At 65.0% G+C, this 24,283-nt stretch carries 30 protein-coding genes; 12 read left to right on the forward strand and 18 right to left on the reverse strand.

Annotation, left to right across the window (positions count from 1 at the left end; all coding sequences use genetic code 11):
- Window positions 1-117: 117 nt before the first annotated feature.
- The gene (locus AB5K84_RS01755) at window positions 118-1,647 is read right to left on the reverse strand and encodes a malonate--CoA ligase (RefSeq protein WP_011083340.1); all 1,530 of its coding nucleotides are present in this window, start codon (window positions 1,645-1,647) and stop codon (window positions 118-120) included.
- A 100-nt stretch (window positions 1,648-1,747) separates the two neighbouring features.
- Between AB5K84_RS01755 and AB5K84_RS01760 the strand changes: the two genes are divergently transcribed.
- The 4 genes from AB5K84_RS01760 to AB5K84_RS01775 all read left to right on the forward strand — a co-directional run bounded on the left by AB5K84_RS01760 (window position 1,748) and on the right by AB5K84_RS01775 (window position 4,984).
- On the forward strand, window positions 1,748-2,509 hold the full coding sequence (locus AB5K84_RS01760; RefSeq protein ID WP_011083339.1) for an SDR family oxidoreductase: 762 nt from the start codon (window positions 1,748-1,750) through the stop codon (window positions 2,507-2,509).
- Window positions 2,510-2,822: 313 nt separating this feature from the next.
- Window positions 2,823-3,377: a fasciclin domain-containing protein gene (locus tag AB5K84_RS01765; protein ID WP_011083338.1), complete on the forward strand. Its 555-nt coding sequence runs from the start codon at window positions 2,823-2,825 to the stop codon at window positions 3,375-3,377.
- A 182-nt stretch (window positions 3,378-3,559) separates the two neighbouring features.
- Window positions 3,560-4,189 (forward strand): cytochrome b/b6 domain-containing protein, encoded by a 630-nt coding sequence (locus AB5K84_RS01770; RefSeq protein ID WP_011083337.1) that lies wholly within the window; start codon window positions 3,560-3,562, stop codon window positions 4,187-4,189.
- 12 nt (window positions 4,190-4,201) lie between these two features.
- Complete coding sequence (locus tag AB5K84_RS01775) at window positions 4,202-4,984, forward strand: molybdopterin-binding protein (RefSeq protein WP_011083336.1); 783 nt, start codon at window positions 4,202-4,204, stop codon at window positions 4,982-4,984.
- A gap of 99 nt (window positions 4,985-5,083) precedes the next feature.
- Here the strand turns inward: AB5K84_RS01775 and AB5K84_RS01780 are convergent, their stop codons facing one another.
- Complete coding sequence (locus AB5K84_RS01780; protein WP_038965084.1) at window positions 5,084-6,271, reverse strand: YbfB/YjiJ family MFS transporter; 1,188 nt, start codon at window positions 6,269-6,271, stop codon at window positions 5,084-5,086.
- 240 nt (window positions 6,272-6,511) lie between these two features.
- Between AB5K84_RS01780 and leuB the strand changes: the two genes are divergently transcribed.
- Window positions 6,512-7,624 carry a 3-isopropylmalate dehydrogenase gene (gene leuB / locus AB5K84_RS01785; protein WP_011083334.1) on the forward strand — a complete coding sequence of 371 codons (1,113 nt, stop codon included), beginning with the start codon at window positions 6,512-6,514 and terminating at the stop codon, window positions 7,622-7,624.
- 117 nt (window positions 7,625-7,741) lie between these two features.
- Here the strand turns inward: leuB and AB5K84_RS01790 are convergent, their stop codons facing one another.
- Together AB5K84_RS01790 and AB5K84_RS01795 are read right to left on the reverse strand one after the other, a co-directional pair.
- Window positions 7,742-8,128: a hypothetical protein gene (locus AB5K84_RS01790; RefSeq protein WP_028174905.1), complete on the reverse strand. Its 387-nt coding sequence runs from the start codon at window positions 8,126-8,128 to the stop codon at window positions 7,742-7,744.
- A 156-nt stretch (window positions 8,129-8,284) separates the two neighbouring features.
- A complete protein-coding gene (locus tag AB5K84_RS01795; RefSeq protein ID WP_011083333.1) occupies window positions 8,285-9,064 on the reverse strand; it encodes a hypothetical protein in 780 nt (259 codons plus the stop codon).
- 116 nt (window positions 9,065-9,180) lie between these two features.
- Here AB5K84_RS01795 and AB5K84_RS01800 point away from each other — a divergent pair, with 116 nt between their 5' ends.
- The gene (locus AB5K84_RS01800; RefSeq protein ID WP_011083332.1) at window positions 9,181-10,215 is read left to right on the forward strand and encodes an aspartate-semialdehyde dehydrogenase; all 1,035 of its coding nucleotides are present in this window, start codon (window positions 9,181-9,183) and stop codon (window positions 10,213-10,215) included.
- A 239-nt stretch (window positions 10,216-10,454) separates the two neighbouring features.
- On the opposite strand, the gene AB5K84_RS01805 is transcribed toward AB5K84_RS01800, so the two are convergent.
- Complete coding sequence (locus AB5K84_RS01805; protein WP_011083331.1) at window positions 10,455-11,099, reverse strand: carbonic anhydrase; 645 nt, start codon at window positions 11,097-11,099, stop codon at window positions 10,455-10,457.
- 111 nt (window positions 11,100-11,210) lie between these two features.
- Between AB5K84_RS01805 and AB5K84_RS01810 the strand changes: the two genes are divergently transcribed.
- Window positions 11,211-12,092 (forward strand): HpcH/HpaI aldolase/citrate lyase family protein, encoded by an 882-nt coding sequence (locus AB5K84_RS01810; protein WP_011083330.1) that lies wholly within the window; start codon window positions 11,211-11,213, stop codon window positions 12,090-12,092.
- A gap of 3 nt (window positions 12,093-12,095) precedes the next feature.
- Entirely contained in the window at window positions 12,096-12,755 is a 660-nt protein-coding gene (locus AB5K84_RS01815; protein ID WP_011083329.1) for an HAD family hydrolase, read from the forward strand.
- 22 nt (window positions 12,756-12,777) lie between these two features.
- Here AB5K84_RS01815 and AB5K84_RS01820 read toward each other — a convergent pair whose 3' ends face one another.
- The 4 genes from AB5K84_RS01820 to AB5K84_RS01835 all read right to left on the reverse strand — a co-directional run bounded on the left by AB5K84_RS01820 (window position 12,778) and on the right by AB5K84_RS01835 (window position 15,392).
- On the reverse strand, window positions 12,778-13,197 hold the full coding sequence (locus AB5K84_RS01820) for a hypothetical protein (protein WP_038965082.1): 420 nt from the start codon (window positions 13,195-13,197) through the stop codon (window positions 12,778-12,780).
- Between the two features lie 242 nt (window positions 13,198-13,439).
- Window positions 13,440-14,225 carry a hypothetical protein gene (locus AB5K84_RS01825; RefSeq protein ID WP_011083327.1) on the reverse strand — a complete coding sequence of 262 codons (786 nt, stop codon included), beginning with the start codon at window positions 14,223-14,225 and terminating at the stop codon, window positions 13,440-13,442.
- An 81-nt stretch (window positions 14,226-14,306) separates the two neighbouring features.
- Complete coding sequence (gene leuD / locus AB5K84_RS01830; RefSeq protein WP_011083326.1) at window positions 14,307-14,912, reverse strand: 3-isopropylmalate dehydratase small subunit; 606 nt, start codon at window positions 14,910-14,912, stop codon at window positions 14,307-14,309.
- 81 nt (window positions 14,913-14,993) lie between these two features.
- A complete protein-coding gene (locus AB5K84_RS01835; protein WP_038965074.1) occupies window positions 14,994-15,392 on the reverse strand; it encodes a metallopeptidase family protein in 399 nt (132 codons plus the stop codon).
- Between the two features lie 172 nt (window positions 15,393-15,564).
- Here AB5K84_RS01835 and AB5K84_RS01840 point away from each other — a divergent pair, with 172 nt between their 5' ends.
- Window positions 15,565-15,855: a hypothetical protein gene (locus AB5K84_RS01840; protein ID WP_038965073.1), complete on the forward strand. Its 291-nt coding sequence runs from the start codon at window positions 15,565-15,567 to the stop codon at window positions 15,853-15,855.
- A 7-nt stretch (window positions 15,856-15,862) separates the two neighbouring features.
- Here the strand turns inward: AB5K84_RS01840 and AB5K84_RS01845 are convergent, their stop codons facing one another.
- Window positions 15,863-16,072, reverse strand: coding sequence for a hypothetical protein (locus AB5K84_RS01845; RefSeq protein WP_162494188.1), 210 nt, complete (start codon window positions 16,070-16,072; stop codon window positions 15,863-15,865).
- A gap of 226 nt (window positions 16,073-16,298) precedes the next feature.
- Here AB5K84_RS01845 and AB5K84_RS01850 point away from each other — a divergent pair, with 226 nt between their 5' ends.
- Window positions 16,299-16,580 carry a hypothetical protein gene (locus AB5K84_RS01850; protein ID WP_236842167.1) on the forward strand — a complete coding sequence of 94 codons (282 nt, stop codon included), beginning with the start codon at window positions 16,299-16,301 and terminating at the stop codon, window positions 16,578-16,580.
- A 4-nt stretch (window positions 16,581-16,584) separates the two neighbouring features.
- Here AB5K84_RS01850 and AB5K84_RS01855 read toward each other — a convergent pair whose 3' ends face one another.
- Entirely contained in the window at window positions 16,585-16,884 is a 300-nt protein-coding gene (locus AB5K84_RS01855; protein WP_038965080.1) for a DUF1330 domain-containing protein, read from the reverse strand.
- Window positions 16,885-17,070: 186 nt separating this feature from the next.
- On the opposite strand from AB5K84_RS01855, the gene AB5K84_RS01860 reads away from it, so the two are divergent.
- Window positions 17,071-17,604, forward strand: a complete 534-nt coding sequence (locus AB5K84_RS01860; protein WP_011083320.1) for a hypothetical protein — start codon at window positions 17,071-17,073, stop codon at window positions 17,602-17,604.
- A gap of 116 nt (window positions 17,605-17,720) precedes the next feature.
- Here AB5K84_RS01860 and AB5K84_RS01865 read toward each other — a convergent pair whose 3' ends face one another.
- The 5 genes from AB5K84_RS01865 to AB5K84_RS01885 all read right to left on the reverse strand — a co-directional run bounded on the left by AB5K84_RS01865 (window position 17,721) and on the right by AB5K84_RS01885 (window position 22,289).
- Window positions 17,721-17,930, reverse strand: coding sequence for a hypothetical protein (locus tag AB5K84_RS01865; protein WP_028174890.1), 210 nt, complete (start codon window positions 17,928-17,930; stop codon window positions 17,721-17,723).
- A 94-nt stretch (window positions 17,931-18,024) separates the two neighbouring features.
- On the reverse strand, window positions 18,025-19,431 hold the full coding sequence (leuC, locus tag AB5K84_RS01870; RefSeq protein WP_011083319.1) for a 3-isopropylmalate dehydratase large subunit: 1,407 nt from the start codon (window positions 19,429-19,431) through the stop codon (window positions 18,025-18,027).
- Between the two features lie 327 nt (window positions 19,432-19,758).
- On the reverse strand, window positions 19,759-20,139 hold the full coding sequence (gene rplS / locus AB5K84_RS01875; RefSeq protein WP_011083318.1) for a 50S ribosomal protein L19: 381 nt from the start codon (window positions 20,137-20,139) through the stop codon (window positions 19,759-19,761).
- A 110-nt stretch (window positions 20,140-20,249) separates the two neighbouring features.
- Window positions 20,250-21,017: a tRNA (guanosine(37)-N1)-methyltransferase TrmD gene (trmD, locus tag AB5K84_RS01880; RefSeq protein ID WP_011083317.1), complete on the reverse strand. Its 768-nt coding sequence runs from the start codon at window positions 21,015-21,017 to the stop codon at window positions 20,250-20,252.
- Between the two features lie 48 nt (window positions 21,018-21,065).
- Window positions 21,066-22,289 (reverse strand): MFS transporter, encoded by a 1,224-nt coding sequence (locus tag AB5K84_RS01885; protein ID WP_011083316.1) that lies wholly within the window; start codon window positions 22,287-22,289, stop codon window positions 21,066-21,068.
- A 128-nt stretch (window positions 22,290-22,417) separates the two neighbouring features.
- Here AB5K84_RS01885 and AB5K84_RS01890 point away from each other — a divergent pair, with 128 nt between their 5' ends.
- Window positions 22,418-23,329: a LysR substrate-binding domain-containing protein gene (locus AB5K84_RS01890; protein WP_038965078.1), complete on the forward strand. Its 912-nt coding sequence runs from the start codon at window positions 22,418-22,420 to the stop codon at window positions 23,327-23,329.
- Between the two features lie 6 nt (window positions 23,330-23,335).
- On the opposite strand, the gene rimM is transcribed toward AB5K84_RS01890, so the two are convergent.
- On the reverse strand, window positions 23,336-23,857 hold the full coding sequence (gene rimM / locus AB5K84_RS01895; protein WP_011083314.1) for a ribosome maturation factor RimM: 522 nt from the start codon (window positions 23,855-23,857) through the stop codon (window positions 23,336-23,338).
- Between the two features lie 9 nt (window positions 23,858-23,866).
- Window positions 23,867-24,199, reverse strand: coding sequence for a 30S ribosomal protein S16 (gene rpsP, locus AB5K84_RS01900; RefSeq protein WP_011083313.1), 333 nt, complete (start codon window positions 24,197-24,199; stop codon window positions 23,867-23,869).
- Between the last annotated feature and the right edge of the window lie 84 nt (window positions 24,200-24,283).

Consider the following 24,283-nt stretch of genomic DNA (forward strand, 5'->3'; position numbering starts at 1 on the left):
TTTGGCGAAGACTCGTGATTGCCAGCTTCGTGCCGCAACTTCTCCCTGGGGTAATGGGTCCTGGCTTTCGCCAGGACGACAGCGAGAGTGCGGTGCGGTTTTGGAGCAACGCGATGTCTATTTCTTCGCGTAGATATCCTTGTAGGTATCCCGCAGCACGTTCTTCTGCACCTTGCCCATGGTGTTGCGCGGCAGCTCGTCGACCACGAAGACGCGCTTCGGCATCTTGAATTTGGCGAGCCGGCCGTCGAGTGCTTTCAGCACGGAGGCTTCGCTGACCTCGGCACCCTTGTTGCAGACCAGCACGGCGGTGACGCCCTCGCCGAAATCGGCATGCGGCACGCCGATCACGGCGGACTCGACCACGCCGGGCATCGCGTCGATCTCGCTCTCGATTTCCTTCGGATAGACGTTGAAGCCGCCGGAGATCACGAGATCCTTGCCGCGGCCGAGGATGTGGACGTAGCCCTTGCCGTCGATCTTGCCGAGGTCGCCGGTGATGAAGAAGCCGTCGGGCCGGAATTCCGCCTTGGTCTTCTCCGGCATGCGCCAGTAGCCCTTGAACACGTTCGGGCCCTTGACCTCGATCATGCCGATCTCCTCGCGCGGCAGCTCCTTGCCGGTCTCGGGGTCGGTCACGCGCAGGGAGACGCCGGGGAGGGGAAAACCGACCGCGCCGGGCACGCGCTCGCCGTCATAGGGGTTCGACGTGTTCATGTTGGTCTCGGTCATGCCGTAACGCTCGAGCACGGCATGTCCGGTGCGCGCCGACCATTCGCGATGGGTTTCGGCGAGCAGCGGCGCCGAGCCCGAAATGAACAGCCGCATGTGCCTGGTGGTCTCGCGCGACAGCGCGGCATTTTGCAGGAGGCGGGTGTAGAAGGTCGGCACGCCCATCAGCACGGTGGCGCGCGCCATCAGCTTGATGATCAGGTCAGGGTCGAGCTTCGGCAGGAAGATCATCGACGCCCGCGAAAACAGCGTCACGTTGGTCGCCACGAACAGACCGTGCGTATGGTAGATCGGCAGCGCGTGGATCAGCACGTCCTTGTCGGTGAAGCGCCAGTAGCCGACGAGCGAGAGCGAGTTCGACGCGAGATTATCGTGGGTGAGCATCGCCCCCTTGGAGCGGCCGGTGGTGCCCGACGTGTAGAGGATCGCGGCCAGATCGTCGTTTTCGCGCGGCACCGTCGTAAACGCGCTGCTCGCCTTGTCGGCGGCCTCCGTCAGAGAGCCCTTGCCGTCGGGGCCGAGCGTCTCGACCCCGGCCTTCACCTTCGCGGCGATCGGGGCGAGGCCCTCGGCCTTGGAGGGATCGCAGACCACCAGCGACGGCTCGGCGTCGCCGATGAAGTAATCGAGCTCGTTGAGCGTATAGGCGGTGTTCAGCGGCAGGTAGACCGCGCCGGCCCGCACCGTGGCGAGATAAAGCACGATGTTCGCGACCGATTTCTCGACCTGCACCGCGACGCGGTCGCCAGGCTTCACGCCGCGCGCGACCAGCACGTTCGCCATTTGCCCGGCCCGCGCGATCAGATCGCCATAGCTGATACGGGCGCCGTCATGCGTCTCGATCGCGAGGCGTTTGGGATCGTCCAGGCCGTCGAACAGGCGGGAAAACAGGTTGGCGTTGGCAGCTCGGTTCATGCAAGATTTCCTCGACCGCAAGGCTTGTAAGACAAGGTCGGTCAAAACCGAGGGCTGGATTAGCAAAAACCGCCCCGATGAAGCAACGGAGACAGTTTGCATGACCAAAAATGGGAAACGCGTGGCCTGGGTCACGGGCGGCGGCAGCGGTATCGGGGAGGCCGGCGCCGAGGCGTTAGCCGCCGACGGCTGGACGGTGGTGGTCTCGGGCCGCCGCAAGGATGCCCTGGATACCGTAGTTGCCAAGATCATCGGGGCGGGCGGGGCGGCCGAGGCCATTGCACTGGACGTGTCCAACGCGGCCGAGGCCCAGAAGGCGGCCGATCAGATCGTCGCCAAGCACGGCCGTATCGATCTCCTGGTCAACAATGCCGGCATCAATGTCCCGAAGCGAAGCTGGAAGGACATGGAACTGGAGGGCTGGGACAAGCTGGTCCAGGTCAACCTTAACGGCGTGCTCTATTGCATGCGCGCGGTGCTGCCGACGATGCGCAAGCAAAAGGACGGCGCGATCATCAACGTCTCGTCCTGGGCCGGCCGGCACGTTTCGAAGATGCCGGGTCCTGCCTACACCACGACCAAGCACGCGGTGCTGGCGCTGACCCATTCCTTCAACATGGACGAATGCGTCAACGGCCTGCGCGCCTGTTGCCTGATGCCGGGTGAGGTCGCGACGCCGATCCTGAAGCAGCGCCCGGTGGTGCCGAGCGAGGAGGAGCAGGCCAGGATGCTGCAATCCGAAGATCTCGGCCGCACCATCGCCTTCATCGCATCGATGCCGGCGCGAGTCTGCATCAACGAGCTCCTGATCAGCCCGACGCATAATCGCGGGTTCATCCAGACGCCGAACAACAGGGATTGAGTCTTGTAGGGTGGGCAAAGCGAAGCGTGCCACCATGCCTATCGCAATCGAGCGCGAGATGGTGGGCACGGCGCAAGCACGCCTTTGCCCACCCTACGGCTCCTGAGATGTGTGGTGCGCCCGCTCACACACGAACGTCCCCGCACATAGTTTCACGCATCACAAAGAATTTTTCCTCGAAACCACTTCGCCAACCCTCCCGTAGTTCGGTCCAACGACGCGCTGCTGCTTCACGAAAAACTGCCGCAGCCGCCGTTGTTGCCCAACTCAAGCACCGGCCATTGCCGGTCTCAATTCAATCGGGAGACCCTCCATGTCGAAGCGTATTGCCTATCTCGCTGCCGCCGCCTTCAGCGCCCTCGCCATCACCGCGACCGTCGTCGCGCCCGCTCGCGCTGAGGAGAAGACCGTCATGGTCGGCGGCGCCGCAATGTTCCCGTCCAAGAACATCGTCCAGAACGCGGTCAACTCCAAGGACCACACCACGCTGGTGGCGGCGGTGAAGGCGGCCGGTCTCGTGCCGACGCTGGAAAGCAAGGGTCCGTTCACGGTGTTCGCGCCGACCAACGCGGCCTTCGGCAAGCTGCCGGCCGGCACCGTCGACAATCTGGTCAAGCCCGAGAACAAGGCGACGCTGACCAAGATCCTCACCTACCATGTCGTGCCCGGCAAGCTCGAAGCCTCTGACCTCACCGACGGCAAGAAGCTGAAGACCGCCGAAGGCGAGGAGCTGACGGTGAAGAAGATGGACGGCAAGACCTGGATCGTCGACGCCAAGGGCGGCACCTCGATGGTGACGATCTCCAACGTCAACCAGTCGAACGGCGTGATCCATGTGGTCGACACCGTGCTGATGCCGGCGACGTAACACCGCGGCGTCCTGTTTCATCCCCGACAGGGTGCTTTGAGACGGCGAGCCGGGGGCACCCGGCTCGCATTTTTGTGACCAGCATAGCCTGCCGGCATCGACTCGATGTCGTGCGCAGGCGTAACGAAAGCGGACGCATCGGCGTATATTCGGTGTCACACGACGTTCAGGACGGAACCACCATGGCGAGCCTTACAGTCACCGACGAGCAGGTCCGGTCCAGCCCGGCCAAAGTGATCCAGCCGGCCTGGGTCCGCCTCATGCATTGGATCAACGCTCTTGCCATGATCCTGATGATCCTGTCGGGCTGGCAGATCTACAACGCCTCGCCGCTGTTCGGTTTCAGTTTCCCGCGCGAGTACACGCTTGGCGGCTGGCTCGGCGGCGGCCTGCTCTGGCATTTTGCGGCGATGTGGCTGTTGATGATCAACGGCCTTGCCTATCTCGTCACCGGCTTCGCCACCGGCCGCTTCCGGAAAAAACTGCTGCCGATCACCCCGTCCGGCGTGCTCCACGACGTCAGGGCGGCGCTGACCTTCAAGCTCGGCCATGACGATCTCACCGTCTACAATTACGTGCAGCGACTGCTCTATGCCGGCATCATCGTCGTCGGCGTGCTGATCGTGCTCTCCGGCCTTGGAATGTGGAAGCCGGTGCAGCTGCATTGGCTCGTCACCCTGTTCGGCGATTATCCGACCGCGCGCTACGTGCACTTCTTCTGCATGGCCGCGATCTGCGCCTTCCTCGTCATTCACGTCCTGCTCGCGCTGCTGGTGCCGAAGAGCCTGCGCGCGATGATCATCGGGCGATAAGGGAGAATAGCGATGGCCAAGCGTTCATTCCTGATCCCCGGCGTTGACAAGCGGTTGCTCATCAAGGACGCCATCAAGACGATGCCGGATTTTACCCGTCGCCGCTTCATCGCGGGCGGCGCCAGCCTCGGCGCGCTGACGCTGCTGACCGGCTGCGACGTCGTGGACTCGTCCTCGGCCGATACGCTGCTGGCGCAGGTCTCGAAGTTCAACGACGCCGTGCAGGCCTTCATCTTCAATCCCGACGCGCTGGCGCCGACCTTCCCCGAGAGCGCGATCACGAAGCCGTTTCCATTCAACGCCTATTACGATCTCGACGACGCGCCCGAGGTTTCGGCCGCCGACTGGAAGCTCGAAGTGCGCGGCCTCGTCGACAACAAGAAGTCCTGGACGCTGGACGAGCTCTACAAGTTGCCGCAGGTCACGCAGATCACGCGTCACATCTGCGTCGAGGGCTGGAGCGCGATCGGCAGCTGGACCGGCACGCCCTTGCGCGATTTCCTCAAGCTGATCGGCGCCGACACGCGCGCCAAATATGTCTGGTTCCAGTGCGCCGACAAGGACGGCTACAACTCGCCTCTCGACATGCGCAGCGCGCTGCATCCGCAGACCCAGATGACGTTCAAATATGCCAACGAGATTTTGCCGCGCGCCTACGGCTTCCCGATGAAGATCCGCGTGCCGACCAAGCTCGGCTTCAAGAACCCGAAATACGTGATCTCGATGGAAGTCACCAACGACTACAAGGGCGGCTACTGGGAAGACCAGGGGTACAATTCGTTCAGCGGGAGCTGATTGAGGCAGTCATTCCGGGGCTCGCGAAGCGAGAACCCGGAATCTCGTGCCACAATCTCTGGATTCCGGGTTCGCGCTACGCGCGCCCCGGAATGACGGCTATGAAGACCCCACCTTCCGCTGGCACAGCGCCGCCACCGCGCCCAACGCCAGCAGCGCCGCCGAGACGTTCAGCGCGTAACTCAGGCTGCCCAGCGCATCCGTGATGGCGCCGACCACGATCGGCCCCAGCGTCTGGCCGACGCCGAACGAGATCGTCATCGCCGCGATCGCGGTCGGCCATACCTCGGGCGGATAGTTGAAGCGGACGAAGGCCGTGGTCGAGCCGACCACCGCGAAGAAGGCGACGCCGAACACGACCGCCGAGACCGCGAGCCACGCCGGCGAATGCCCCAGCATCGGCAAGGCTGCGCCGAGCGCGTTGGTGCCGAGGATGATGGCGGTGGCAAGCCCGCCGCGATCGAGCGCGAGGACGCCGCGCCAGACCCACGGCGTGACGAAGGCACTGAGGCCGATCAGGCTCCAGAACGCCGCCTGCGCCGCGGCTCCGCCACCGCCGTCGCGCACATAGGCGATCATGAAGGTCATGTAGGCGATGTAGCCGGCGCCGAACAGGAAGTAGCCGGCCAGGTAGATCAGCACGGGGAGAATCGCGAACGAGGCGTGGCTGCCTTCGGTGAAACGCACGCGGCTCTCGATGCGGACCAGGAACAGCGGGACGGTCATCGCGGCCGAGAGCAGCGTCATCGCCCACCACACCAGCCACCACGAGCCCGGCCCGAAATGCTGGAGCGTGAACGGTGCGATCAGCCCCGAGGCGAGAATGCCGATGCCGGGGCCGGCATAGAACAGGCTGAGCAGGAAATTCGCCCGCGCGGGCTGCGACTGCGCGATCGAAGCGGCCAGCGCGCCGCCGGCGACGAATCCGGCCGCGGCACCCAGGCCCAGCACCAGGCGTGCAAGGCTCAGCGCGACGAAATTCCCGGTCAGTGCGCAGGTGGCGAGGGCGGCGACGCAGGCGAGGGTTCCGCCGCGGATTGCCGCCGACCAGCCGACGCGCTGGATCAGCCGGGACGCCACCAGCGCGCCTACGAGGTAGCCGACGGCGTTGATGGTGTTCATGAAACCGGCCGCCGAGTAGGACCAGCCGAGGGTCTCCCGCATGTCGGGCAGCACCAGCGCATAGGCAAAGCGGCCGATGCCGAGCCCGACGGTCGCTGCCAGCGACAGGATCAGGATCAGCCGCGCGGGGTGCGCGTCGGGCGGGGGGCGGTCAGGCGCGTGCAAGGGGGTACTCCGGCGTCCCGCACTGTGGCAGGCCCTGCCGGTCTTGCACAGCCGCGGCGCGGCAATGGTGTCTTGCCAAGCGCGCAACGCCGCTCTAGCACTCCGGCCGGCCGTCATTCCGGGGCGCACGCGAAGCGGGCGAGCCCGGAATCCATAACCCCGGCTGGTGGTTATGGATTCCCCGCCCGCGCCAAGAGGCGCGTCCCGGAATGACGAGAGAGGATCGAGAAGGAAACGACCATGGCGACCCACAAACTGCTGCTGCTCCCCGGCGACGGTATCGGCCCCGAGGTGATGGGCGAGGTGAAGCGGCTGATCGACTGGCTCAATTCGGCCGGGATCGCCAAATTCGAGACCGACACCGGCCTCGTCGGCGGCTCCGCCTATGACGCGCACAAGGTGTCGATCTCCGAGGGCGACATGGCCAAGGCGCTGGCCGCCGACGCCATCATCTTCGGCGCGGTCGGTGGTCCCAAGTGGGATGCCGTTCCCTACGAGGTGCGCCCCGAAGCCGGCCTGCTGCGCCTGCGCAAGGATCTCGGCCTGTTCGCCAATCTCCGCCCCGCGGTGTGCTACCCCGCGCTGGCCGATGCCTCGAGCCTGAAGCGCGAGGCGGTCGAGGGCCTCGACATCATGATCGTGCGCGAGCTCACCGGCGGCGTCTATTTCGGCGAGCCCAAGACCATCACCGATCTCGGCAACGGCCAGAAGCGCGCCATCGATACCCAGGTCTACGACACCTATGAGATCGAGCGCATCGCCCGCGTCGCCTTCGACCTTGCCAAGAAGCGCAAGAACAAGGTGACGTCGATGGAGAAGCGCAACGTCATGAAATCGGGCGTGCTCTGGAACGAGGTCGTGACCCAGGTCCACAAGCGCGAATATCCCGACGTCACGCTCGAGCATCAGCTCGCCGATTCCGGCGGCATGATGCTGGTGAAGTGGCCGAAGCAGTTCGACGTCATCGTCACGGACAATCTGTTCGGCGACATGCTGTCCGACATCGCGGCGATGCTGACCGGCTCGCTTGGCATGCTGCCCTCGGCCTCGCTCGGCGAGGTCGACGTCAAGAGCAAGAAGCGCAAGGCGCTGTACGAGCCCGTGCACGGCTCGGCGCCCGACATCGCCGGCAAGGGGCTCGCCAATCCGATCGCGATGATCTCGTCGTTCGGCATGGCGCTGCGCTACTCCTTCGACATGGGCGCGCTCGCCGACAAGGTCGATGCCGCGATCGCCGCCGTGCTGGCCAGCGGCCTGCGCACCGCCGACATCAAGTCGGAAGGCACCACGGCCGCCTCGACCACGCAGATGGGCGAAGCGATCCTGAAGGAATTGCAGAAGCTGCACGCGTAAGCGGCAAGTGCCGTCATTCCGGGTCTGGTGCTTGCGCACCATCCCGGAATGACGGTGCGAGAAAACAAAAATGGCCGGGCGTGAGCCCGGCCATTTGATTCGGTGCCTGCGTCCGCCTCAGTACAGCGGGAAGTTCTGCGGATAGCCGCCGACATCGGACGGCGGGGACAGCGGCTGGCGATCGATCGGGCGGTTGAGGTTCTCGCGGGCGAAGGACGGATAGCCCACCGCCGGCGGGAAGGCGTAGTCGGAGAACTTGCGATCGCCCGGATTGACCTCGGTGCCGCCGTCGAGCCAGGAGCGCTTGCTCACATAGATGCGGGTGCGTCCCTGCTGATAGACCGTGTTGGGGCCGCTCGGGCCGTAAACGGGCCGGCCGCGATCGTCATAGCGCTGCTTGGTCCTGGTGTCGGCCGAAGCCGGTGCCGCGAAGACCATGGCAATCGCGGCGCCCGCCGCAAGCAACGTCGCCAATTTGTTCGCGGCAGAAAATTTCGAGCTCATCACGTCCCCTTCAGGCGGCAAGCCGCCAGTCGATTTCGACCCATACTAGCCCGGTCGGGGTGGCCGCAACTAGGTCTATTGGGTCACACCAGGGCGGAATAATCGTGCGCGCCGGCAAAAGTTGCATGAATACCAGCCACTTGAGCTTGATGCCGGTCAAAGCGCCCCGCGCAATTGCGCGTTCGCGGCGCCCAGCAGCCAGTCCGGCGAGCCCTGGGGGGCGCAACCTCTGCGCTTGAGCTCGGCACGGGCGAACAATTCCGCCAGCTTCGGCTCGTTGCCCGAGGTGAGCAGCGTCAGCCGGTTCAGCGTGCAGGCGATGGCCGCGCGCTGGGCGGGCAGCGTCTCGCCCTGGCAGGAGAAGCCGGAGATCTGGAGCGCCGGCTCCTCGCTGCGCTTGAGATAGCCAAGGCACGCCTGCGCCGTGCCGGTCGGCCGGTACAGGGCGACCGGGCCGAATTTCGTGTCGATCAGGCCGGCCTGCTCGAGCGGGGCGGCCGCACCAAGTCCCATCTGGACGGCCAGGTCTGCTGTGGCCGGGCGCGCCACGTCGAATTCGCCGCCTTCCCGGTAAATATCGAGCTCGGCGACGGGCCGGTCTGCCTCGCCAGTCCAGCGCATCACGTCCCGGCGGCCACCTTCGGGATGTCGTAGGATGGTATAAGTGGCTGTTTTATCTGATGAATTTAGCCGGCTGATGGCGAAGGCCGGATGCGAGTGGTCGGTCACGCTCCAGCCCGGCTTCAGCGCCGGATCGTCGTCGCGCAGGCTCGGGAGCTGACCCAAGGCCGCAAGGCCCAGGATGGCAAACAGCACCAGCGTCCCCACATAGGCGAACAGGCGCGCCAGCGTGCCGACGACCTCGTCGGCGAAATTGGCGAGCGCCAGATGGATCTGGGTGGGAGTTGCGGCCGTGCCGGCCTCAGGCGACTGCATCCATGGCCTTCAGGCATGGTCCAACGTTGTCTTGAGGCCGGTTCTCGCATAGAAGCGCTGCTCTTCCTGTTTAAGCGTCAGCTTCGGGAACGGGCTTTTTCATCGGAGAGTGAACGATGGGTTACAAAGTCGCAGTCGTCGGCGCGACCGGCAATGTCGGACGGGAAATGCTCAACATCCTCGATGAGCGCAAATTCCCCGCGGACGAGGTCGTGGCCCTCGCGTCACGCCGCAGCGTCGGCGTCGAGGTCTCCTATGGCGACCGCACCCTGAAGGTCAAAGCGCTCGAGCACTACGACTTCTCCGACGTCGACATCTGCCTGATGTCGGCGGGCGGCTCGGTGTCGAAGGAATGGTCGCCGAAGATCGGCGCCGCCGGCACGGTCGTGATCGACAATTCCTCGGCCTGGCGCATGGACCCGGACGTGCCGCTGATCGTGCCCGAGGTGAACGCGGATGCGGCCGCGGGCTTCAAGACGAAGAACATCATCGCCAACCCGAACTGCTCGACGGCGCAGCTCGTGGTCGCGCTGAAGCCGCTGCACGACAAGGCGACAATCAAGCGCGTCGTGGTCTCCACCTATCAATCGGTGTCGGGCGCCGGCAAGGATGCGATGGACGAATTGTTCTCGCAGACCAAGGCCGTCTACACCAACAGCGAGATCGTCAATAAGAAGTTTCCCGCGCGCATCGCCTTCAACATCATTCCCCAGATCGACGTCTTCATGGAGGACGGCTACACCAAGGAAGAGTGGAAGATGATGATGGAGACCAAGAAGATTCTTGATCCCAAGATCAAGCTCTCCGCGACCTGCGTGCGCGTGCCTGTCTTCGTCGGCCACTCCGAGGCCGTCAACATCGAGTTCGAGAACCCGATCAGCGCCGACGAAGCGCGCAACATCCTGCGCACAGCGCCGGGCTGCCTCGTCATCGACAAGCATGAGCCCGGCGGCTACGCCACGCCGTATGAAGCCGCCGGCGAGGACGCGACCTATATCAGCCGCATCCGCGAGGACGCGACAGTGGAGAACGGCCTCGTGCTGTGGTGCGTGTCCGACAATTTGCGCAAGGGCGCCGCGCTCAACGCGATCCAGATCGCCGAAGTGCTGATCAACCGCAAGCTGATCAGCGCGAAGAAGAAGGCGGCGTAAGCCTTCGCCCACGCCTCTCGTCGTCCCGGACAAGCGCGCCAAAAGCGCGCGCAGATCCGGGACCCATAACCACCGGCCCGCATTGTTGCGCGAGCTGGCAACAACGAGTCTTCGCCAAACAACTTCCTGTGGCTATGGGTCCCGGATCGGCGCTCCGCTCTGGACAACGCTGCGCGTTGCCAAGAGCTCCGCTTGTCCGGGACGACGATCTCGTTTGATGCGCCAGTTTACGAGATCGACTACGCCGCGTCCTTGACGCTGCGGAATTCCTTCGCGACCTTGTCCAGCACGAACAGCGATCCCTCGGCGACGCCGAAATAGGCGCCGTGGGTCTGCATCTGGCCGGCATCGACCGCCTTCTGCACGAACGGGAAGGTCATCAGGTTTTCCAGGCTGCGGAACACCGCGGCCTTTTCGATGCGCTCGACGAATTGCGCCATCGATTCGTGGTCGCGCTGCTCGACCACTTCGCCGGGCTTGATGAACATCTGCATCCATTTGCCGATGAAGTCGCCGGGGGTGAGCGGCTCGATCTTGTCGACGAAGGCGCGGATGCCGCCGCATTGCGCGTGCCCGAGCACCACGATGTGCTTCACCTTCAGCACCGTCACGGCATATTCGAGCGCGGCCGAGACGCCGTGCGCGTTGCCGTCGGGCTGATACACCGGCACCAGGTTGGCGATGTTGCGGACGACGAACAATTCACCCGGGCCGACGTCGAAGATCACCTCGGGCGAGACGCGGCTGTCGCAGCAGCCGATCACCATCACTTCCGGGAACTGCCCCTTCACCGACAGCTCGCGATAGCGGGTCTGCTCGGTCGGCAGCCGCTGGGTGGCGAAGGCTTGGTAGCCTTCCAGCAAATGCTTCGGGAATGTGACCATGGCCTATGCCTAACCATATACCGCAGGGGCGAACAAGCCTTTCGAATAGGCATGCCAGATGCTATCGGCTCAGGTCAGAAGAGATATGAGGAAACCGGAAGGACCATTCGCATGACCCGCCCGCGCCGCAGCCATCTGTTCATGCCCGGCTCGAACCCCCGCGCGCTGGAGAAGGCGCGGAATCTGGCCGCCGACGGCCTGATCCTCGATCTCGAGGATTCCGTCGCCCCTGACGCTAAGGCAGCGGCACGCGACGGAATCGCCGCCGCGATCGCGGCCAAGGGGTTCGGCAAGCGCGAGATCCTGATCCGGACCAACGGTCTCGATACGCCCTGGTGGGCCGATGACGTCGCGATGGCGGCCAAGGCATCGCCTGACGGCATCCTGGTTCCAAAAGTTTCAAGCGTCGAAGATCTCGACGCGATCGGCCGCCGCCTCGCCGAGCTCGGCGCCGCGCCGACCGTGAAGGTCTGGGCCATGATCGAGACCGCGCGCGCCGTGCTCCATGCCGAGGAGCTGGCCGCCGCCGGGCGCAATCCAACGAGCCGCCTCTCCGGTTTCGTGTTCGGCCCGAACGACATCTCGCGCGAGACGCGCATCAAGATGCTGCCCGGCCGCGCCGCGATGATCCCGATGATCACCCACTGCATCCTGGCGACGCGCGCCCACGGCCTCGAAATCCTCGACGGCCCCTACAGCGACATCAACAATTCCGACGGTTTCGCCACCGAATGCGCGCAGGGCCGCGACCTCGGCTTCGACGGCAAGACGCTGATCCACCCCTCGCAGATCGAAGCCTGCAACGCGATCTTCACGCCGCCGGAAGAAGAAGTCGCGCGCGCGCGAAAAATCATCGCGGCGTTCGAATTGCCCGAGAACGTCTCGCGCGGCGCGATCCGCCTCGACGGGGCGATGGTCGAGCGGCTGCATGCCGACATGGCGCGGCGCACGATCGCGATTGCGGACGCGATCGCGGCGATGGGGAAGGGCTGAGGTGTGTCCCCGGCCCGTTCCGTCTTTCTGGATCTCGACGGTACGCTGGTCGATTCGCAGCCGGGCATTGCAGCAAGCTGCTCGGCAGCATTGCGTGTGCTCGGGCATGATCCCGGTAAGGCGCCCGATATAGCGATCGGGCCACCACTCGAAGACATCTTGCGGACGTTGCTGCAGGCATATGGCGACGACCGGATCGACGAAGCCGTTGTCGCCTATCGTCAGCACTATGGTGAAAGCGGCTTGCTCGGAAGCGAGCCCTATCCTGGAATCAGCGGAGCGCTCCAGGAATTGCGGCAAGCCGGATTGAGGATCTACCTCGCCACATCGAAGCGTGAAGTCTTCGCGCGACGGATCCTGGAGAACCTGAATTTAGCGGCGTATTTCGACGGCATCCACGGCTCGGTGCCGGGCGGCAAGCTCGATCATAAGCCGGAGTTGCTTGCCCATATCCTGTCTGAATGCGGTATCGCCGCCTCGCACAGCATCATGATCGGCGACCGCCACCACGACATCGCCGGCGCTCACGCGGTCAAGATGCGCGGCCTTGGCGTGCTCTGGGGTTATGGCAACCGGGATGAGCTGGAGGCGGCCGGCGCAGATCAATTGGTGGAGCGGCCAGCTGATCTCGCACGCACGGTTCTGTCGATGTTGATCGGATAATTTCCGTCGCAATCCGCGCCGCTCAGCGCGGCGCGAGATCGGCGCGGTCGAGCGATTCCAGCGTCGCGGCATTGCCGCAATAACCGTGGTAGTTCTCCGCGGCGGTGCCGTCGGCGAGATCGCGGTCGCACTGTCCCTTGTGACCGCAGAGCGAGCAGACCCGCTCCATGTCGCGCAGCAGCAGCGGCTGCGCGCGTCCGAGCCCTTCCGCGCTGATGCCGAGCTGCTCCAGCATCTTGGGCAGCTCATCGGCGGCGTGCTTGCCATGGCGGACCAGCTCTTCGAGATCATCAGGCGCGATCCTGAGATCGCTCGCGATCCGGTCGAAATCGGCGCGGTCGAGCTGCCGCATTTCGTTCATCTCGCGGCGATGCTTCAGCCAGCTCGCAAAGGAGTCGATGAGATCCTGAACGATGGGATAAGGCCTGCTTGCGGTGCTCATGCGAGGCTCCTCTTGGGGTCGTGAAATTGGAACCAGATTAGGCACAATGATGCAGGAGCGCGTTGCGCTGGATCAAACAGGAAGAGCGGGCTGCGAGGTGGTCGACCTCTCCCGCTTGCGGGAGAGGTCGGCGCGAAGCGCCGGGTGAGGGCTTTCTCCTCTTGGGGGGCTCGCCTGCGGAGACACCCTCTCCCCAACCCTCTCCCGCAAGCGGGAGAGGGAGCGCACTTCCTGCGCGACAGCTAGCCGAACCGCTCCGCCGCCCAGGCATACAGGCTGCCCGGGATCGGTTTTTCGCTACCGCGCCCCTTGGGCGAAATGTGCAGGCCGATGATCTCGGGGTTGGTGACGAGGCCGAGATAGCTCGAGGGATCAAAGAACAATTTTGGCTCGGCATGCACGGCGTAGAACGACTGCTTCGGCAGCGCGTTCTGCAATTCACCCGTGCGACGCGCCAGCGCGGTCAGCGCCGCGGGCCCGAAGATCGCAACGCGAATATCGGAGAGGCGGTTCGAGCCGCCGCGCAGGCGGCGCATCATGAAGGTGATGCGATGGCGCACCGACAGCCAGTTCGGCGTCAGCTCCTCCTGCTCCATCAGCTCCTCGAAAGCGGCAACGATGCCGTGCCCGGGCGGCAGGTAGATCACGGAATTGCCGAGCTGGCGCGGCCGCTCCCAGGCGAAGTAGGGCTTTGCCGGATCGATCTCGACAGGCCTTAGGAGCAGCACGTCGGCGTCGAGCCAGAGGCCGAGGCCTTTCGCCATCAGCTTCATGCGGAAGAAGTCGCTGAATTGAAGCGTGGTCCAGTCGCGCCAGCTTCCGTCGGGTTGCGGCGGCCGCAAGCGCTCTGAGAATGCGTGCGGGAGGATCGCTTCGGCCTCGGCATTCTCGATGCCTGCCGGCAGGCCGGGAATGGTGTCGAAACTGTAGACCGTGACCTTGTGGCCGGCCGCAAGTTGCGAGCGCAGACAGGTCTGGCGCAGGGCGTCCATCGGGCCGTGCCAGAAGGTGACGATGTCGGGCAGCATGCGCGGAAGCTATAGGGGATAATCAGGGCAAAGAAAAAGCCCCGGCGCAATCAGCACCGGGGCTTGAACCGGATATCGAGATCACGCCCAGGCGCGTTCGCGCTTGAGCTTGTCCTCGTAGGTGTCGATCGAGGCCTTCTTCTCCATGGTGAGACCGATGTCGTCGAGGCCGTTGATCAGGCAGTGCTTGCGGAACGGGTCGATCTCGAACTTGACCTTGCCGCCGTCAGGGCCGCGGATCTCCTGGTTCGGCAGGTCGATCGTCAGCGTCGCGTTGGCGCCGCGCTCGGCGTCGTCGAACAGCTTGTCGAGGTCTTCCTGGGAGACGCGGATCGGCAGAATGCCGTTCTTGAAGCAGTTGTTGTAGAAGATGTCGCCGAACGAGGTCGAGATCACGCAGCGGATGCCGAAGTCGAGCAGCGCCCAGGGCGCATGCTCGCGGCTCGAGCCGCAGCCGAAATTGTCGCCGGCGACCAGCACCTTGGTGTTGCGATAGGCGGGCTGGTTGAGGACGAAATCAGGGTTCTCGCTGCCGTCGTCCTTGTAGCGCTGCTCGGAGAAGAGCCCCTTGCCAAGGCCGGTACGCTTGATGGTCTTGAGGTACTGCTTCGGAATGATCATGTCGGTGTCGACATTGATGATCTTCAGCGGCGCCGCGACGCCTTCCAGCGTGGTGAACTTGTCCATGGTTGCGCTTTCCCGGGTGGTTCTAGGGGAACAGGTATTTATCGCGATCGGGGGCCGAATCCTAGGCCGAATTCGGCAGATCTAGTCTGCTTTGGCCTCGATCGCCGCCATATCGTCGTCCGAGAGGCCGAAATGATGGCCAATCTCGTGGATCAGGACGTGGCGGACGATATGGCCGAGGCTCTCGTCGTGCTCGGCCCAGTAGTCCAGGATCGGCCGGCGGTAGAGCCAGACCATGTTGGGCAGCCGCGCCACATCGCCAAAACTCTGCTGGGGCAGGCCGACGCCCTGGAACAGGCCGAGCAGGTCGAACTCGCTCTCGCACTCCATCTCGTCCATGACGTCCTCGGTCGGGAAGTCGTCGACGCGCAGGATCACGCCCTCGCAGAGGCCGCGGAACTCCGCTGGCAGGCGCTCGAAGATGTCGTGTGCCGTCGCTTCCATCTCGGCCAGCGAGGGCGCTTTCAATTCCGTCCACATGAGACCCTCATAGCGCGGGTTCCGCGGCGTTGCATCCCGCTTTATAGGATCGGGCCAAGAAGGAGCGTTGACGCCGCGCGCGAAAACGGGGAGCGTACGGCGCATCAAGGGGTTGGCTCAGGTCAGTGGTGGTGCGATGCGGGCGGGAACAGCAGTTCTGGTTCTACTGTGCATGGGGTTGTTTTCGACTTTTTTTGTCGGCGGCGGAGCCAATGCTCAGACGCGGACGGCCGCCCCTGAAATCCGACTGGCTCAGGCCGTCTCGCCCGACGCGCCGCCGCCACGCAGGCGCCCTCCGGCGCGCCTGCGTGTCACGCCCTATTACAGCCCGGACGGCGTCTATCCGCGGTACAATCCCGGTCCCGATGCGGTCCGCGAGTGCAACGCGACCTATGTGCAGGAATACCGGCCCAGCGGCACGGTGATCGTGCCGCATATGAGCTGCTACTGGCGCCGAGGCTGACGCGCCCTCAATTGCCGCGGAGCGCGCCGATCAGGCCGGCGCCGACGACAGCTGCGGACGCGCCATAGACCAGGATCGTCATCACGAGCTGAGTCAGCGGGCTTGCCGCGCCGGCCTCGACGCCCGGTCCCTGCGCGGCAATCGCCGAGCTCGCACCGAGTGCAAGGCTCGCTGCGATCACGAGGCGAGATATCCGCAATCCGCTGGAATTCGGCATGACCATCTCCTGCATTCGCTCGACCAGAAGATACGTTCGTCGCTGACGGCCGGTTTTGGCAGCGCCTGAAATGTTGCGCCGGGACTCAGGAACTTGTCGCGCCCTCTGCATTCATGTCCGGGGCGCGTTCATCCATAGCCTATTCAGTCTCAAGGCTCTAGGGTCCGGCCCTAATCCTTGTGTCGTAACGCCTGGTCAGCGCGTGCACCGCAAGAACGAAGCCCGCATGCTGGGCGCGGAGGTCGTCATGACGCGATGGATTGCATTGGCCGTTATCGTTGGGCTCGCCGCCGCCATGCCTTGCGCTTCCGCGGTGCAGAGAATGACGAAGCCGGATGCCTCGGCGGGGATCGCGGTTTTTGATGCGCGACGACACGCGCGACATGACGACATTGCGCGGCACTCTGCGTCCCGTGATCCGCGCTACTACGCGCGGCCTGTCTACTACCGTCCCTATCCCTACGGTGTGCCCGCTCCCTTTGTGCTCGGTTTCGGACCGTGGTGGTGACGCGCTAGCCGGCAGGCGCAAATCCCTTCACCAGCAGCACGGTCGCCTGCGCGCCCGCCTTGCGATCGCGCGAGATGTCCTCGTAGTCGGCTGAGTTGGAGAAGGCAACAAACGCGGCTTCGTCGGGAAACGACATCATGACAAGTTTGTCATAGGGCCAGGTGCCTTCGAGCACGCGGGGCTGTTCGTCGGCCGCGAGAAGCCGCCCGCTGTACTTCCTGAACACATCGAAGAACCGCGCCTGGTAGCGGTCATAGGCCGCGCGGTCCGTCATCTTCAATTGCGCGATCGCGTAGACAGTCATTGCAAGAATTCCTCCCATCGCGGCACTGCGCCGCGGCGCGTTGCCCGCAACATCGTTCATTCATGACGCGTTCACGTCGCTGTCCCTAATTTAATCTTGGGAGCGACCGCGAATGAACAGCCAAATGAGCAGCGGTGGCGCGAGGCGCTGCGCCGCAATGCCGCTGTCCAGGTTCAGGAGAATTCGATGCTGAGGATTCTGGGTGTTGGGACAGGCTCGATACGCTTGCTCGGGCTGGCGGCCGTTGCCACGCTGATGCTGTCGGCCGGGACGGCGCGCCGCGCCGAGGCGATGACTCCAATCAATCCGGCGGCGTTGCCGGCAGCGAAGGCCGCAAGCGACGACCTCGTTACGCAGGTTCGCCACGGCGGCGGGGGACATGGTGGTGGCGGACATTTTCACGGCAGCGGCGGTGGCTTCCGCGGTGGCGGAGGACATTTTGGCGGCTTCCATGGCGGCGGCTTCCGTGCCGCGCCGGCCTTTCACGGCGGCGGCATTCGCTACGGCGGAATCCACCACTATGGCGGCTATCATCGCTACGGAATCTATCGCCCGCACTACGGCTATCGCCACTTCCACCGGCGCTATTATTACGGCGGCTACTATCCCTACTACCACTATCCGCGCCGCTGCCGGATCATCTGGACCTATTACGGCCCGCGCCGCATCTGCCGCTGGCACCATTGGCATCGCTGGCACTATCCGTACCGCTATTGGTGATGTGAGTTAGCGCCGTCATTCCGGGATGGCGCGTCAGCGCCAGACCCGGAATCTCGAGATTCCGGGTTCGCCCTATGGGCGCCCCGGAATGACTGCGGATAGTGGCGCTCTTTGATTCAGAGCCAATCCTTCAGCTTCCACGACGAAGCTTTCCACCGCATCAGGTTCTCGAGCTTCCACTGCTTGAACATCGCCGGCGGCCAGCGGCTGAGCTTTGAGGTCTCCTCGACCTCCGGCTTGGCGACGATGCGCAAGGGTGTCGCGCGCCGCCGGTGCTGGCGGGTCGCCTCGCTGATCAGATCGACATATTCAGGCTTGTTGGCCATCAGGCGTGTCCTCGCGAAGTCGTCGCGAGGACGCAGTGTCGGCGCTGGCGATTAACGGCGGTTTGCCGCTTTAGCTCAAATTGCGGGGAGCGGCTTAGCGCCACTCCCTGACGTCGACGAAGTGACCCGCGATCGCAGCTGCCGCCGCCATCGCCGGCGACACCAGATGCGTGCGGCCCTTGAAGCCCTGGCGGCCCTCGAAATTGCGGTTCGAGGTCGAGGCGCAGCGCTCTTCCGGCTTCAGCTTGTCCGGGTTCATGGCAAGGCACATCGAGCAGCCCGGCTCGCGCCATTCGAAGCCGGCCTTGATGAAGATCTTGTCCAGACCCTCGGCCTCGGCCTGCTCCTTCACGATGCCGGAGCCCGGCACCACCATGGCGTTGACGCTGGCGGAGACCTGCTTGCCTTCCGCGATCTTGGCGGCGGCGCGCAGATCCTCGATGCGGCCGTTGGTGCAGGAGCCGATGAAGACGCGATCGAGCTTGATGTCGGTGATCTTCGTCCCCGCCGTCAGGCCCATGTACTTCAAGGCGCGGTGCTTGGAGAGACGCTTGGCCTCGTCCGCGATCTTGTCGGGGTCGGGGACGATGCCGGTCACCGAGATGACGTCCTCCGGCGAGGTGCCCCAGGTCACGATCGGCGGCAGCTTTGCAGCGTCGAGGCGCAGCTCGTGGTCGAAATGCGCGCCGTCGTCGGAGCGCAGCTTCTCCCAATAGCGCATCGCCGCGTCCCAGGCCGCGCCCTTCGGCGCCTTGGGGCGGTCACGCAGGAAGTCGTAGGCTTTCTGGTCGGGCGCGACGAGGCCGGCGCGGGCGCCGCCTTCGATCGACATGTTGCAGACCGTCATGCGGCCTTCCATGCTGAGCGCGCGGATCGCCTCGCCGGCGTATTCCAGCACGTAGCCGGTGCCGCCCGCGGTGCCGATCTCGCCGATGATGGCGAGGATGATGTCCTTGCCGGTCACGCCGTCAGGCAATTTGCCGTCGACGGTGACGCGCATGTTCTTGGCCTTCTTCTGGATCAGCGTCTGCGTCGCCAGCACGTGCTCGACCTCGGAGGTGCCGATGCCGTGCGCGAGCGCGCCGAACGCGCCATGCGTCGAGGTGTGGCTGTCACCGCAGACGATGGTGGTGCCGGGCAGGGTGAAGCCCTGCTCGGGGCCGATGACGTGGACGATGCCCTGGCGCTTGTCGAACTCGTTGTAATATTCGATGCCGAATTCCCTGGCATTGTCGGCCAGCGCCTTGATCTGCTCGATGCTCTCCGGATCCGGATTCGGCTTGGTGCGGTCGGTGGTCGGCACGTTGTGGTCGACGACGGCGAGTGTCTTTTCCGGCGCGTGAACCTTGCGCCCGGTCGCGCGCAGGCCTTCGAACGCCTGCGGCGAGGTCACCTCGTGCACCAGATGGCGGTCGATATAGAGCAGGCAGGTGCCGTCGTCGGCTTCGTGCACCAGATGGTCGTTCCAGATCTTGTCGTACAGGGTGGTCGGCTTGGACATGAGCTTGAGCTCCGGGAATGTTGTGTCAGCGGATATGCGCGGATGGCGCGCGGGCAACAAAATCGTCGGCGCAGCTTTTAGGCTGCGCGCGTAAGCTCTGAGGTTGCCGAGGTCGCGAAGCGTCCGAAGAACCGGCCAGGCAGCCGCGAGCGATCGTCGATGACGATGTGCTTGACGGGGGCGAGACTGGTCAGATCTGGAAACATTCCAAGAATATATAGCAGGGAGATTTGGAAGCGCGAGGGCTTTGACGCGCACGGCTGACGCAACAAAAAAGCGCGGGGCGTTCGGCCCCGCGCTCTTCGAAACTTGCCTGGTGGGCGGAGCTTACTCGCCGACGGCAGCCTGGCGGTCCTGCTTCTCGACGATGCGGGCCGACTTGCCGCGAAGGTTGCGGAGGTAATAGAGCTTGGCGCGACGCACCTTGCCGCGGCGCACGACCTTGATCGAGTCGATCATCGGCGACATCACCGGGAACACGCGCTCGACGCCCTCGCCGTACGAAATCTTGCGCACGGTGAAGCTCTCGTTGAGGCCACCGCCGGAACGGCCGATGCAGACGCCTTCATAGGCCTGCACGCGAGTGCGGTCGCCTTCGACGACCTTCACGTTGACGATCACGGTGTCGCCGGGACCGAATTCCGGAATGTCCTTGCCGGCGGACAGCTTGTCGAATTGCTCTTGTTCGAGCTGCTTGATCAGGTTCATGGGTAAATCTCCATCGGCGCGCCCAGCCTTTTCAAACGGGGGCTGCGCAAAATTCGTCTATCCAGCCATTGCGGATTTGGCCGCTGCTATAAGGCAAGCCGGAGCGTTTGTCACCCGTCTGTCTTGTTTTTTGGCGTTTTTTGGCGACCGGCCCGATTCGGAGCCTTGACCGGGATCTGGGCCCATAAATCGGGCCGCCGGGCCGCCGTCAGGGCCTCGGCTTCGGCCCGCCGCCAGGCCGCGACCTTGGCGTGGTCGCCGGAGGTCAGGATCTCGGGGATCGGAACCCCTTCGAACAGCTGCGGGCGGGTATATTGGGGGTATTCGAGCAGGCCGTCGGAGAAGCTTTCCTCGGTTCCCGAGGCTTCCTTGCCCATCACGCCCGGCAACAGCCGGACGCAGGCGTCAATCAGCGCCAGAGCCGCGATTTCGCCCCCGGAGAGCACGTAATCGCCGATCGAGACCTCCTCCAGGCCCCGCCCGTCGATCACCCGCTGGTCGATCCCCTCGAACCGCCCGCAGACGATCAGGGGGCCGGGGCCCCGGGCGAGCTCCACGACGCGAGCCTGGGTCAATGGCCGACCCCGCGGGCTCATCAGCAGGCGAGGCCGCTCCTTTGAAGAACCTTGGCCGATCTCCGCCGCGTCGATGGCGGCCGCCAGAACATCCGCCCGCAGCACCATGCCCGGGCCGCCGCCGGCCGGGGTGTCGTCGACGCTGCGATGGCGGTCGGTCGCCGAGGCCCGGATGTCCCGTGCCTCGAGCTGCCAGAGCCCGGAGGCCAGCGCGCGGCCGGCCAGGCTCACGCCGAGCGGTCCCGGAAACATCTCCGGAAACAGCGTCAGCACCGTCGCGCGCCAGGGTGAGGAAGTCGTCATCGCCGCTGGTTAGGGCATTGCGGCCGACAGGTCGAGGCCTCGGATTCCTCAGGCTCGCCGGTCATTCGGCAGATGCGATGCCAGCACCAGCGCGAGCGGGCAGATCGCAAGCGCCGTGACGGCCGTCGCCGCGGTTGCCAGCGTCGGACCGACGGCGTCGCCGAGCAGGCCGTAGAGCACCGGTGCGATGGCGCCCGATCCGATCGTGCCGGTGTAGAACAGCGCGAAGGCGCGCTCGGTGCGATGGGGCGATGTGAGCTCGGGGACCGTGCCGTAGAGAACCGAGGACGTGCCGTTGAGCATCACGCCGAGCAGCGGCAGCACGATGATCGCCGGGATCAGCGGCAATGCGAGCACCGCGAGGATCAGCGCGGCGGTGCCGCCCTCGGTGAGAAGCACGGTGCGGATCGTGCCGACGCGTTCGCCGAGCCAGCCGCAGGTGAATTTGCCGGCGGCGCCGCCGATGAAGACCATCGCCAGCGCAAAGCCGCTCGTCGGCAGCGAGGCGCCCTTGTCGCGCAGCAGGAACGGCAGGAAGGTGAGGAAGCCCATCCGCACCGCACTGTCGAGAATCCCGATCGCGAGCAGCCAGGAGAAGCCGCCGCGGCCGGCATGCGTGCCTTGCGTCGTGACCGCTGATTTGTGCGCAAACCCCTTGCCGACAGCCGGCATCAGCACCGCGAGGCAGAGCGCAACGACTAAGCCCATCAGTGCGACCAGAAGCAGCGCGTGCCGCCACGACATGATCACCAGCAGCACCGCGGTCAGGGCCGGGAGTGCCGCCTTGCCGAGATCGCCGCTGAAATTATAGATGCCGAGCGGTCCGCGCGCCGCCTTGCCATAGGCGCGCGACACTGCGGCCGAGGCGAGCGGATGCTGCGTGCTCGAACCCGCGCCGGATATGAGGAGCGCAAGGCCCAGTCCCATGACGCCGCCGGACAGTCCGGCCAGGACATAGCCGAGCGCGGCGAGCAGCGTGCCGAGCGCGAGCAGGATCTTGCCGTCGATCCGCTCGGCGAGGCGGCCGACCGGGATTTGCAGCCCGGCCATAGCGCCGGAATAGAGCCCGCGCATCACCGCCAGTAGCCCGTAGCTGAGCGCGAATTCGGCCTGCCAGACCGGCAGCAGCACATAGATCAGGTCGGTGTAGCCATCGTGCAGGGCGTGGTTGATGCCGGTCGCCGCCAGGGTGCGGCGCGGCTTGCTCAGCGTCTCCTCGCCGGGAGGGGCCGTTTGCGATTGCGATAGAAAACCTGAGGGGAGAATTGCCACGATCTCAAACCAAAAGCAGTCGAAAGACGAAGCTATGTAAGTGCTTTGGCCTCCACTATGCGGCCTTCAAGAATCCGTCACAAACCAGTAATAATCGGATCATGCGCTAGAAATTCTATTGTATGGCCATGTTCGTTCCTCGCCGCAGCCTGCCGCCCCTGAACGCTGTCCGTGCCTTCGAGGCGGCGGCCCGGCTTGGCAGCTTCAAGGAGGCGGCCGGCGAGCTTGGCGTGACCCATGGCGCGGTCAGCCAGCAGATCCGCCTGCTCGAGACCTGGCTCGGGCCGCCGGCGCTGTTCCGGCGATCGGTGCGGCGGGTGGTGCTGACGCCGGCTGGCGCCGCGCTGCTCGCGGAGTTCGCGCCCGCGCTCGATCGGGTCTCGGCCGCCGTGCAGCAGCATCGCAAGCGTCGCGGCGAGGCGCCGGCCGCGGTGCTGCGCGTCAACGCGCTAGCGACATTCAGCCTGCGCTGGCTGTTGCCGCGCATGACAAGGTTTCGTGCCGAGCATCCCGATATCGAGGTGCGGCTGTCGACGTCGAACGATCCCGTGGATGCCTTGCCCGAGCTGTTCGACGTGGTGATCCGCGGCGGCCCCGACACCTTTCACGGCTTTGCGTCGCGCTTCCTGTTGTCGGAGCAGCGGCTGCCGGTGTGCAGTCCCGCTCTGCTCGCGAAGCTGCCGCTGACCGAGGTTGCGGATCTCAGCCGGCATACGCTGCTGCACGTCACCTCGATGCCGCGGCTGTGGCGCGACTGGCTGACCGATGCAGGCGAGTCCGCGCTGGAGGGCGCGGCGTCGCTGACCTTCGATCATTTCTATCTGACGCTTCAGGCGGCGCTCGACGGCCTCGGCGTCGCCATGGGACCGACGGCACTGATCGCCGACGATCTCGCGGCCGGCCGTCTGGTGACGCCGTTTCCGAACATCAGCCTGCCGGCCCGCAGCTATTTTGCTTACTTTCCCGAAGGGCGCGACGACGATCCGCATCGCGCGGTGTTCTGCGACTGGCTCGAGCAGCAGGGCCGCCAGACAGTCTGAGCGCGGTTAGCGCTCTTCAGCCTCATCGCCCGCGATCTCCTGCGGCAGGGCGACCACGACGCGGCCGCCGGCGACATCGACCTCCGGCACCACCGCGTTGGAGAACGGCAGCAGCAGGGACGCGCCCTTCGGCGGCGCGATCTCGATGATGTCGCCGGCGCCGAAATTATGGATCGCGAGCACGCGGCCGAGCGGCTCGCCGTCCGTGGTGACGGCGGCGAGCCCGATCAGGTCGGTGTGGTAATATTCGTCCTCGTCGGTCGCGGGCAGCTTTTCGCGCGCGACGTAGAGCTCGATGCCGTTGAGGCGCTCGGCCTCATCGCGGGTCGTGACGCCCTTGAACGTCGCGACCAGATGATCCTTCGCCTCACGCGCTTGCGCGACCTCGAACTGGCGCTTGCCGTCCTTGGACAGAAGCGGACCGTAGCGCTTGATGGCGAAGGGATCTTCGGTGAAGGTCCACAATTTGACCGCACCGCGCACACCATGCGCGGCGCCGATCCGCGCGACGCAGACCAGCGCCGACATGGTCTGGCCTTAACCCTTCGCGGCAGCTTCGGCCTGCGCCTTGCGCTCCTTGCGCGGCACGGCCTTCTGCGGGTTGTTGCGCGCTTCGCGCTTCTTGACGCCGGCGGCGTCGAGGAAACGCGACACGCGGTCCGACGGCTGCGCGCCCTTGGCGACCCAGGCCTTCACCTTCTCCATGTCGAGCTTGAGGCGCGCCTCGTTGTCCTTCGGCAGCAGCGGGTTGAAGTAGCCGAGACGCTCGATGAAGCGGCCATCGCGCGGAAAGCGCGAGTCGGCGACGACGACGTGATAGACGGGACGCTTCTTGGTGCCTGCGCGGGCGAGGCGGATAACGACGGACATTCAGTTCTCCTTCAAAGCACAGTTTGTTCGGTTGATTGGTATTCCGCGTTGCGCGAGACCGATGCGATCCCGTGCGACGAATTC

It is taken from the genome of Bradyrhizobium sp. 1200_D9_N1_1 (assembly GCF_052075915.1).
Lineage (GTDB): Bacteria > Pseudomonadota > Alphaproteobacteria > Rhizobiales > Xanthobacteraceae > Bradyrhizobium > Bradyrhizobium diazoefficiens.